At 29.5% G+C, this 11,861-nt stretch carries 9 protein-coding genes; 1 reads left to right on the forward strand and 8 read right to left on the reverse strand.

Translation table 11 applies throughout. From position 1 onward, the window contains the following. Positions 1-2 precede the first annotated feature (2 nt). From CSPA_RS23950 to licT, 7 genes are all read right to left on the reverse strand, one after another. Positions 3-1,046: a methylcobamide--CoM methyltransferase MtbA gene (locus CSPA_RS23950; RefSeq protein WP_015394986.1), complete on the reverse strand. Its 1,044-nt coding sequence runs from the start codon at positions 1,044-1,046 to the stop codon at positions 3-5. Further along, the gene (locus CSPA_RS23955) at positions 1,046-1,675 is read right to left on the reverse strand and encodes a cobalamin B12-binding domain-containing protein (protein ID WP_015394987.1); all 630 of its coding nucleotides are present in this window, start codon (positions 1,673-1,675) and stop codon (positions 1,046-1,048) included. The genes CSPA_RS23950 and CSPA_RS23955 overlap by 1 nt, the downstream gene beginning before the upstream one ends. A 502-nt stretch (positions 1,676-2,177) precedes the next feature. Continuing rightward, positions 2,178-2,489, reverse strand: a complete 312-nt coding sequence (locus CSPA_RS23960) for a glutaredoxin (RefSeq protein ID WP_015394988.1) — start codon at positions 2,487-2,489, stop codon at positions 2,178-2,180. A 175-nt stretch (positions 2,490-2,664) separates the two neighbouring features. Then, positions 2,665-4,080 (reverse strand): hypothetical protein, encoded by a 1,416-nt coding sequence (locus tag CSPA_RS23965; protein ID WP_241393368.1) that lies wholly within the window; start codon positions 4,078-4,080, stop codon positions 2,665-2,667. A 254-nt stretch (positions 4,081-4,334) separates the two neighbouring features. After that, the gene (locus tag CSPA_RS23970; protein WP_015394990.1) at positions 4,335-5,789 is read right to left on the reverse strand and encodes a glycoside hydrolase family 1 protein; all 1,455 of its coding nucleotides are present in this window, start codon (positions 5,787-5,789) and stop codon (positions 4,335-4,337) included. 80 nt (positions 5,790-5,869) lie between these two features. Beyond that, positions 5,870-7,735: a beta-glucoside-specific PTS transporter subunit IIABC gene (locus CSPA_RS23975; protein ID WP_015394991.1), complete on the reverse strand. Its 1,866-nt coding sequence runs from the start codon at positions 7,733-7,735 to the stop codon at positions 5,870-5,872. Positions 7,736-8,112: 377 nt separating this feature from the next. Further along, complete coding sequence (gene licT / locus CSPA_RS23980) at positions 8,113-8,952, reverse strand: BglG family transcription antiterminator LicT (RefSeq protein ID WP_015394992.1); 840 nt, start codon at positions 8,950-8,952, stop codon at positions 8,113-8,115. A 377-nt stretch (positions 8,953-9,329) separates the two neighbouring features. On the opposite strand from licT, the gene CSPA_RS23985 reads away from it, so the two are divergent. Next, positions 9,330-10,391, forward strand: coding sequence for a lactonase family protein (locus CSPA_RS23985; protein ID WP_015394993.1), 1,062 nt, complete (start codon positions 9,330-9,332; stop codon positions 10,389-10,391). A 94-nt stretch (positions 10,392-10,485) separates the two neighbouring features. On the opposite strand, the gene CSPA_RS23990 is transcribed toward CSPA_RS23985, so the two are convergent. Then, positions 10,486-11,727, reverse strand: coding sequence for a right-handed parallel beta-helix repeat-containing protein (locus tag CSPA_RS23990; protein WP_015394994.1), 1,242 nt, complete (start codon positions 11,725-11,727; stop codon positions 10,486-10,488). Positions 11,728-11,861: the final 134 nt, after the last annotated feature.

The raw sequence follows: 11,861 nt of genomic DNA on the forward strand, positions 1-11,861 counted from the left end.
CATTACCTCCAATTTAATGGATATCTGCCCCACTTATTTACACTTTCTGAGATTTCATGAAGAATATCCTCATTAACCTGATAAGGAATATCTCCTATACTGTCACATAGAATAAAGCCACCACCAGCCCCAGCTTTTCTTATTGCTTCCTTAACATTAAATTCAGCATCAGATCTGTTCCATTTGCACATTTCAATACCATTTAAATTTCCAAGCAATGTAGCTCTTTTACCGACTTTCTTTTTTATTTCAGTTAAATCGTCAGTATGGCTTACCAAAATAGCTTTAATCCCAGCTTCAAGGATTTCCTCAAGTATTGATGTAGAGCTTGCTGAAGAAGTAGCAATTGCTACATCTCTTTTAATAGTTGGTATGGTTCTCTTTGCGGAAAGAAATCCTGTCTTTAAATATACACTTTTAGGAATAATTGAAGATACAGACATAGAATCTATGAAGGTTATAAAGGTAGCACCTGCCATCAATTGCATATTAGCCCATTCGGTGCAAAATTTTTCGTTAATTTTTATAAGATGCTCCAATAACTCTGGTTTCTCATAAATTAGTTCAATATATTTATTAAACCCCATTTGAAGAATGGGAAGTGAAAATGGTGACATAACACCACCACCAATAGGTACCGATGTCCCTACTTCACGCTTAAGCATTGATATTGTCTCAAGACAATTCATAAGAATTTTTGATTTTTTAACCTCCGGTGGTTGTAATTTTAAAATATCATCAAATTTCTTTATTATTGGTTCGCCAGCATTAGGAGGACCATCCTCCTTGAAAATAACTTCACTTCCAAAAGCTGCATACTCATGAGCAACAGAATAAAATGGATTCAAACAATCATTGTGGAATTTTTCAAGAAGCATCATTTGCCCCTTTACTACATTTTCAGGCTTACTAAAATAGTTTTTAATCGACATGTCTAAAAATTTTGCACAGTAATGTGTACACATTATAAATAATGGTACTTTGTCCGGTTCCTGCATGCTCATAGCTGTCAATACTCTTTCCATAGAAGTATACCTTTTTTCCATTAAGAATCCTCCTTAATCCACCTATCTAAAATAGCAATATTATCAGCTGCACTTTTCCCCATTTCATCTGCACCAACTTCCTTCCAAAGTGCGTTATCCATCAAAAAAGGTGCACCTCCAACTAATATCCTGACTGAAGGATCCTTTTCATGAAGCATTTGAGATATTTTCTTAATTTTTAAAGCAGAATTATACATTAATACTGATATCATAAGTATTTTTATTTTATCTTCAGTGACTTTCTTTAATATCTCCTCCGGTTCACTTATAGTACCGTAGTCTATAAGATCAAAACCACTTGACCTAACAACAGCACATACAATTTTCTTTCCAAGAGTGTGATAATCCTCAAGTGTCACTATTGCAATTGGCTTTGCATTCTTAATCGGGAAATTTTTTTCAGCCAAAATAGTAATAGCAATTTCTTCACACAGCCTGCTGCTCATATATACTTGGGACAAAGCCACTTCCCCTTTTTCCCACTTATCACCAATTGAATTTAAAGACTTAACTATATACTCATCAATAAAATCTATCCCGTTTTTTTTAGCTAAAAAATGTTGAAGAATTTTATTAACTTCTAATTTATCGTAATTAATCAGAGCCTTTTCAAATACTTCCCAGTTCATAAGTTAACTCCCTTCTTTATTAAATAAACTTTTCAATTCACTTAATATTTTCTTGTTACTTAATACTGTAATATTTTATGCAGAGAGATATTCATGTCTAATATAATGAAGATTTTTATATGAATTCAGTAGATTTTCCAATTAGGTATGTTAAACGGTAACCGCATTATTAATCAAATCATTACAATTATTATACTCCTTATTATTATATTTTTACATATTTTTTAACGCATATGATAATAAATAACAAGTCTAAAATTGACAATATAAGTTCCGATGTTGCAGCAAAGCTGCTCTTTTTAAATTGATTCTAATTGCAGCATAGCTGCTCTTTTTATAGGTGCATATTTTTTAACTCACATGATAATAAATAACAAATCCAAAATTCCCAATATAAGTTCCGTTGTTGCAGCAAAGCTGCTCTTTTTTAAGGTGCATATTTAGACCTCTTTAAAAAAAATTCCCAAAACCGCAGTTTTGGGAAAAATAAAACGAACAAATATTAACATTTACCACTACCATCAATAGAGCAGCTATTTACTACATTCTTAGTTTTTTCTATATCCAAATAGTCAAATATGTCTAAAGTTTTTGTTCCATCTTCTAAAATAAAAAATGGAATACCTATTTTGCCCTCTTTAATAATATTGGCAAACATTTCATCATTATCACGATAAGATAAAAACTGCTTTAACATCGTAGTGCTCTCGATAATATTCTTATAATTTAATTCAATATCCTTATGTTCTTCTAAAATGGCTTTTGCTTCAACGCAATTTGGGCAAATTGCTGCACCATACATTGTTATTTTCATTTTATTATCCTCCTGTTTTTTAATACTTAATAGTCTTTATTATATAATTTAATTTCTTTTTCAAAAACTATTATCATCTCCTAATATTATTTTATCATATATTATATATTCTTCAATAAATTTTAAACTATTCATTCCCTAGACACTGTATGGCTATTTGAATAACACAAGGTAATTAATCTTCACTTTTAAGTATTGCTGGTATATTAGACAATCTCAGTAAATCACCAAAATGACTTGTTACTCCAATATTCCCAATTAACTCTACTCCAATATTTTTATCTTTTATTAAATTAATCTTATTTCTTAATGAGTCCAAACCATCTTTAACAAAAACTTTTTCATAATGTGATGGACTTCCATAGACAATAATATTTCTCTCTGAATTTTTGTATTTATTTTCACCTTTTAACTGATTTAATTGAACCAGCCATACATTCTTTCCATCATATACCCATTCAAGAGAGACATCACCCAATTCTTTATGATAACTTCTTATCTTATTATTTAATGTTTTTACTGCTTTAATAACTTCTGCTGGTAATTCTAATTTATCCTGCTCGCCAACCATAAATTTATCTCCATTACCATAAACCCCTTCTATTAAATCGCCATCTTCATATTCTGTAACAAAAGAAGCTCCAGAATATAACGCATCTACAGCAGCTTGAGATAAAATTGAAGCAATATTTATTTCATTTGAGCCTTTGGCTTCTTCTTCCTCCATTAATTTAAATGGATCAATCCAACTTGCTCCTGTGAAAAATTTCCCTGGTTCTTTTTTAATAGGACATGTTCTAATCCATTTTTCATTCAAGCCAGTATCAATACCAAAGGTAAAAGGTGCTATCTTTCTCGATATAACAGTAGTCTTAGGAACCATAATTCCTAAGGAATCAGCAATTAATAATCCAAAGACTTTATCCCCAATAAATCTCGAAAAATTATTTGGCCAAGATATTTTTCTTTCATAATCTACTTTTTCATAATACTCATATTCCCAAATGATAGTATGCTGCTTCCTAACCCCTTGTCTATTAGGATGAATGCTAAACTCAATTCTATAATTTGTATCAAAGTTAATATCAGGCGAAAAACCATATACATTCTTTAATAAATTTAATCCTATTTCTCTTGGTAAGGAACACACACCTTCCTTTTCAACACATTTAGGTGTATCTTCAGGTGAAAACTCTATTACATCACCTAATGCAACTCCTGAAACTCCACAATCATTTATATCTATATTTTCATTAATAATTGAATATTTATTATTTAATGAGTTTTCATTAATAAGCTCTAAAATTTCTTCTATATCCTTAATTCCTTTATTATAAACTAACTTGTTTCCTTTCATAGCCTTTTCACTAAAACTTCTTATATTTACAGCTTTAGATGGTGCAGAAAGAATTAATTTTTCGATTAGATTTTTAGTTGAAGTTTCTTCATTATTACCAAAATTATTAATATGAATGAATCTGGTTTTTAAATTTAGATTTGGTTCGAAACTTATAAATTGAGCGACATTAGCCATTTTATTAGCTATTAAATAATCTAATTTTTCATCTTTCATTTGATTTTTTTCCAACATAATATCCTTACTCCAATCCATTAGAAATATGACTTCATCTGACAAGTTTTATACTTGTCTCCTACTAATTTTTCTAATTTATCTGCCTTAATTAAATTATAGTATGATTCAATATAATTTTATAGATAAAAAATATTATTATCCAAATATACGCCAAAATGAGCTAAAACACTAAATAATTAATGCTTTAGCCCAAAACTTTTATACATTATGGACGATAAAATTCCCGCCTTTTCTAACACTTCATGATAAACTTACAATTCTTCTCCATTTGTTTTAATTAAATTTTTATACCAATAGAAAGAATCCTTTTTATAACGTTTCATACTTCCATTTCCATAATCATCTTGATCCACATATATAAAGCCGTAACGTTTTGTCATTTCAGATGTACTTGATGAAATCATATCAATGGGTCCCCACATAGTATAGCCAATAACCTTCACACCATCTCCAATCGCAAGTTTCATTTGCTCTATGTGTTTCCTTAAAAACTCTATACGATATGGATCATTTATAGTAAAATCGTCATTCAATTTGTCTATAAATCCAGAACTATTTTCTAATATAAATATTGGCAAATTATATCTGTCATAAATATGGTTTAAAGTATATCTGAGTCCAACTGGGTCAATCTGCCATCCCCATTCATTTGCTGGTAAATGAGGATTTTTAAATACACTATGAACATTTCCCGCTGTAAGTTCTAGCTGTTCGCCATCATTACTTGAAATCATTGAATTATAATAAGACATTCCAACAAAATCTGCTGTATAATTTCTTATGCTCTCCAAATCTCCTTCTTCAATATGAAGTTTAATATTGTTCTTTTCAAAATAAGTTTTCGAATAATATGGATATTTACCTTTATTTAAAATATCTAAAAAAAATAAATTTTTCATTTGATCATCACTTTGCATTGCAAGTGCATCTGTTGGTTTACACGTATATGGATAAGTTGTGAAATATGCTACCATACTTCCTATCTTATTTTTACTACCTATTTCATTGGCTAACTTTTTTGCCTTTGAAGCTGCAACAAATTGGTGATGTAAGCCTTGGAATAACATTTCTTCATAATTAGGTTGTCCTTCATTCAATATCCCTAATGTTTTAGCACCAGCTTTAACACTCATATTTATTTCATTAAAAGTAACCCAATATTGCACTTTTCCTTTATATCTATTAAATATAACTTCACAATATCGTAAATATAAATCTATTAATGCTCTATTATACCAGCCACCAAACTTTTCTATTAAAACTATTGGCATATCGAAATGAGAAATTGTTATTAATGGCTTCATATCATATTTAATGCATTCATCAATTACATTATCATAAAACTTTAAAGCTTTTTCATTTGGTGTTTTATCATCTCCATTTGGAAATACACGTGCCCAAGATATAGAATATCTAAAAACCTTAAATCCCATTTCTGCAAATAAAGCTATGTCTGACTTATATGTATGATAAAAATCTATCCCTCTACGCTTTGGATACTTTATAATATCATTGTCATTTTTTGCTTCATTTATCATCTCCATATTTATCTGGATTTGCTTTGTAATTTTTCTATCATTTTTAGGATTAAATTTCATTACTTCTGGTATTGTTAATGTTTTTCCATCTTCATTATAAGCACCTTCTGCTTGACAAGCAGACAATGCTCCTCCCCATAAGAAATCCTTTGGAAATTCTTTATTCATATGCTTCTTTTCTCCTTCTTACTATGCTTTAATAATAGTTTTGACTGAATTATCTTCTATTGAATTCTCTTGGTATTATTTTACTTAATCACTTTAATAGCCTCTTCTCCTATAGCTATTAACCCAACTTTGTTGGGAAGTATATCTTTGTATTCCTCAACATTAGTAATTAATACTGGTGTAATAACATCATATCCTTCACTCTTTATACCTGCTATATCGAATTCAACTAATAAATCTCCAGCTTTTACCCTTTGCCCTTTTTCAATATGTGCAGTAAAATATTTTCCTTCTAAATTCACTGTATCTAAACCAATATGAATAAGTACTTCCACTCCATCATTTGATATTAATCCAATTGCATGTTTAGTATTAAATAATGCTTCAACAGTTCCATCAAAAGGAGCTACAACCTTTCCAAAACTTGGTACAATAGCAACACCTTTTCCCATTATTCCTTCTGAAAACACCTTATCATTAACTTCAGCTAAATCCTTCGCTTCACCTTCTATTGGACTTTTTATAAAAATTTCTGAAGCTTTATTATCATTCTTATATTTATTTTCATCTGTCATTTTTTCTTCAATAGTTTCTTCTTTTATTCCTGCAATAAAAGTAAATACTGCTGCTAAAACAAATGCTGCAATTGTTCCTATAATAATGTAAATATATTTACTAGCTTGATATGTTCCTAAACTTAATACACCTGGTATAGTTACTGCAGTACTACTAGCATTTACCATTCCAAAGAAGCCACCAACAATTCCTCCTGATAAACATGCGGCAAAGAATGGTCTTTTATATTTTAAATTAACTCCATATATTGCAGGTTCAGTTACACCAAATAATGCAGTAATTGAACTAGAGCCAGCTGCTGCTTTCATTGTCTTATTCTTCGTCAAAATAAATACTGCAAAAACTGCTCCTGCTTGTGATATATTTGCTGCAATAGCACTTGGAAGCATTGGAGTATATCCTAGTTCTGCTACTTGTTGAATTTGCATCGGCATAATTGAATAATGCATTCCAAACATAACCAATATTGGTCTAAAGAATCCTAAAATAAATCCTGCAATAATTCCATTTGTCGCAAATAAGAATGCAATAACATTTGATAACCAAGTCCCCACATATGAACCAAAAGGTCCTATAACAATTAATTCAAGTGGTACCATTACTAATAATGTCAACATAGGTACTAAAATTACTTGTAACATATCTGGTATTATCTTACTTATAAATTTATACACATAACTCATTATCCATACAGTTAATATGATTGGAATAACTGTTGATGTATATTTAACAAGTAAAATAGGCATTCCTATAAAATCAATTGTGCTCACACCTGTAGTAACAATATTTGATGCTGCTGTCAATATAGTTGGATGAATTAAACATCCTGCTAAAGCTACAGCTAAATACTCATTTGTTTTAAACTTTCTAGCTGAACTTACTGCTAAGAAAAATGGCATAAAATAAAAAATAACATCTGCTATCATATTAAATATAGTTATAAATCCTGATTTACTATCGATCATTCCTGTTGCTGTTATTATTGCAGACAAACATTTCATCATTCCGCAACCAACAAGTGCTGGTAAAACCGGTGTAAATATTCCAGCTATGGTTTCTATAGCTTTGTTTATTGGATTCTTTTTTTGTTCACTAAATTTTTCATCTGAAATATCAGTAGTGTCTATATTACTTATCTTAACGAACTCATCATAAACTTTTTCAACCTTACCTCCAAGTACTACTTGAAGTTGTCCTCCACTATTTTGTGCCTTTAATACACCTTCTATTTTACTTATTTCTTGTAAATTTGCTTTTGAATCATCTTTTAATACTAATCTTAGTCTTGTTGCACAGTGAGTTGCATTAGAGATATTTTTTTCTCCACCGACAAATTCTAAGACTTTTAATGCTATATCCTTATTTGTCATAGTATCCTCTCCTAACTTATAATTTTTGAAAAACAAATATTTTTTTCTATAGTTATAATTAATCAAATTTTAACTAGTATTCAAATTTGATAATTTAACAAATAAAAAAATCGCAGGCGACTGTGGAGCCGGAGATTTTTTTTACGCATCTGCCTTTTCGAACGTATGTGAGAAAAATCTGGCAGGCGAATATGATTTGTTTTTTATTCTTTTTTTATACACAACTAAGTTAAATAGCCTTTTTCATATATTATCCACAGATTTTATTGCATTATAAATTTCTAAAGAATAAAAAAGACCAAAATAAACGTACCTAAATATAAGTAGCGATATTTTGGTCATGCCTGATCTAATCAGTAACAGTCCATATTATTAATTTATTTATTATTAACTTCTCTGGATTTCACTCTTTGAATATGCATCATCAAATATAATTTTTCATCTGCTGAACAATACCAATTGTAATTTTTATATAAATATTCTTCAATTTTCTTGACGCATTTATATTCTTCATTATATTTTTTCTTCATTATTTCATACATAAATTCATTGTCATCTTCTAAATTTTCTTTATTGATTTGTCTTAGAATAAAGTACCTAATATGAGTTACAAACCTTGTAAAATTAAAAGATTCTTCATTAAATTCTATTTTAAAATAATATTTTACAATATTTAAAAGCTCGCCTGTAATTGACGTTACTTTTGTGGTTTCTGCTATATCTTTTGTATCCATTTGAGCATTTATAAAATGTAAGGCTATAAATGGAGCTTCTTCTGTACTCATTTTCATTTTCAATTCATCATTAATTATATTTACAGCTTCAAGCCCTACCTTATATTCATTTGAATATAAATGCTTTATCTCCCAATAAAGTGGACTTTTTATTTCCATACCCTCTTTACTTCTTTGAATTGCAAAATTTATATGATCACATAAGGTTAGAAATATAATTGAATTTAATTCTTTCTTTAATACTTTAATTCCACAACTGATTACTTTCTCTGTTACTGCAATAATTTCTGTTGGCATGGAATCTAGAATTTCTGATGCTCTTGTGTTCTTTGGAATAACATATATCTTTTCTATAACTGTTTCATCTGTGATTTCATATGGTATCTTTTGAAATCCGAGACCTTTGCCAACAACAATAATTTCTTCATTGTCCTTATTTAAGGCTAAAACCACATTATTATTTAATTTTTTAATAACCTTCATCTTTCATCATCACCATTCCAACTCTAATATAATAATTATATTATTAAACAAAAAAAGCCAATCTATAGATTAAATTATCTACAAATTGGTCATGCCTGATCGAATCAGTAACAGTCCATACATCATGTATACGTATACTGTATCATTAAAATAATTTTCTGTCAATATTTTTTTAATATAGCTATTATCTTTCTTTAATCTATCCTTCTCATAAGTAATAATTATATTTCTCTTGAAATTTTGTTATTTTTCTAATAGACTACCCATATACACTCTAATTTAAAATATCATTATTGATTATTAATCATAACTTATTATCTAATAAACTATTTAATTTCTATGAATATAACAGAACTTTAAATTTAGGAGGAAATATTATGGAAAATGGCAAATATATCGCATATGTTGGAACCTATACATATGGTGATAGCAAAGGTATTTATAAACTAACTCTCAATGAAAATAACTCTACCATTGAAAATATTGAACCTGTCAGTGAACTTGCTTATCCTACTTATTTAACTATTAATAAAAATAATACTCATCTTTACTCCGTTGCAAAAAATGGAGTCGAAGGTGGTGCTTACGCCTTTGAAATAAACCCAATAGATTACAGTTTAAAAGCTTTAAATCATAATTTTAAAGAAGGAAAATCTCCTTGTCATATAATTCTAGATAAAAACGACAACTATCTTTTTACTTCCAATTATCATGAAGCTGAACTTATTTCATATAAAATAGCATCTGATGGTAGCATTGAAAAAGCTGTTGATACTGTAATTCATAGTGGAGATGGGCCAAATAAACCTAGGCAAGATAGTGCACATATTCATTTTGCTGATCTTACTCCTGATAATAAATACATATACACTATTGATTTAGGACTAGATAAAGTATCCTTATATAAATTAAAAGATGGTTATTTTAAAGAAGTAGCTGATTTAAATATAACTCCTGGTTCAGGATCAAGACATATGGAATTCCATCCTAATGGAGCCTTTTCATATTTACTTAATGAACTAAGTTCAAAGATTACTGTTTTAAAATACTATAAAGATAAACCTTCTTTTGAAGAAGTAGAATATATCTCTATGCTACCAGCAGATTGTTCAGTAGAAAGCACTGGTGCTGCAATTCACATATCTTCTAATGGAGATTATCTATATGCTTCCAATCGTGGACATGATAGTATAACAGTTTTTAAGGTGGATTCAGTTTCTGGTAAATTAACTTTTGTATCAAATACAAAACTTCAAGGACAATCTCCACGTGATTTTTCAATATCTCCATCAGGTAAATTTTTACTTGCAGCAAATCAAACTACAAGTAATGTAGAATTATATTCTATAAATCAATTAACTGGAGAACTTACTTATTTAAATATATCTGAACATATACCAAATCCTGTTTGCATTAAATTTTTAAATCAAGCTAATTAATTTGTTTATATCCTTAATTAACTTTAGAAGTTTATTCAAATAGCCTACAAAAATCAAAATTCTAGATTTTTGTAGGCTTAATGTTATCAGTTATCTAAAAACAGCCTAGTCCGTTTAGATCACTATTACTATTAAGATGCATAAATGTAATATCAGGTAACTCACCATCTTTTCCACGTGGCCTTGTCATTTGACTTGCATCTAAACTTTGGAAATCATCTGCTGTTACAGAAACTCCGCTTTTATTCCAAGAATTATCAGTTACATTTTCATTAGGTAAATTAGCATCTTTTAAAGCTACTCCTCCAAAGGAAATATTATTATGTAAAACTTCCCTTGTTCCTGGAATATCGGTAGCATCACTTGTGCTTACTCTCTCAAGCATATCAAAGTTTCCAAATTTATTATTATATGCAGTATTATTTGTCCAAGTGGCTGATTTTCCTGGTTGATGATTTGCATAAAAACCATGTGCACCATTGCTCGCAGAAAGACAATTTTTAACTGTGTGAACAGGTGCTACAGCTGGTGGTGTACCCATTGCATATCCACCTATTTTAAACCCATTAGAATCTCCACCAGCGTTCATATTATATGCCCAGCATGTATCAAAAGTATTTGTTCCTGTAGATGTAAGGCAATCATATCCATCATCACTACAATTCCAAGCACGACATTCTTTAAAAGTAACACCTTCTCCATGTGCACCGAAACCATCTGTATTTCCCATTGATATCCCCTTTACTCCAATATTATTATAAGAATCACATCTATAGCATGTACCTGTTCCATGATTTACAAAATAAAATCCATTTGCTGCATTATCATGACAAGTTACTCTATTTAATGTAACATTTCCTTCTACTCTGAAACATTCAGACTGTTTTTGAGTTCCTACTGGAACTCCAGTAACATTAATTCCTGTAATAGTAACGTCTGTAACACCTCTTGCTATTCTAAAAGCCGCTACACGCTTAGAAGTAGTTATGTTAGAAAAATCAAAAGTTGGCATATCGCTCATAGAGTATGCTTCATATGTAATTCCACTCTTTGTTATATCAACTACATAGTTATACACATTATCTGATTTTGCTATATTAAATTTTTTATAGGTTCCTCCCATAATGTATACAGTATCTCCAGAAGAAGCTACTGCTTGAGCTTTTGCTATACTCGCAAATGGAGCTTTTAAATTTCCTGAATTACTATCATTACCGGTTGTAGAAATGTAGTAATCTGCTGCATAAGCTTTAGTAGCTGCCATAGTTAATGCTGAAGCTAAACCTATAACCACTGCTCCTATACATAAACAAATTTTTTTAATAAACTTTCCCATAAATTTTTCTCCTTTTTATTAATATTATGTATTATTTTAGCAATAAAATTTTCCCACTTAACTTAGCATAATTTCCAAGGAAAGTAAATACTTGTTGACTAAAACTCCTAAATCTATACTTAAAAAGATTCTTC

The organism is Clostridium saccharoperbutylacetonicum N1-4(HMT) (assembly GCF_000340885.1).
GTDB lineage: Bacteria > Bacillota > Clostridia > Clostridiales > Clostridiaceae > Clostridium > Clostridium saccharoperbutylacetonicum.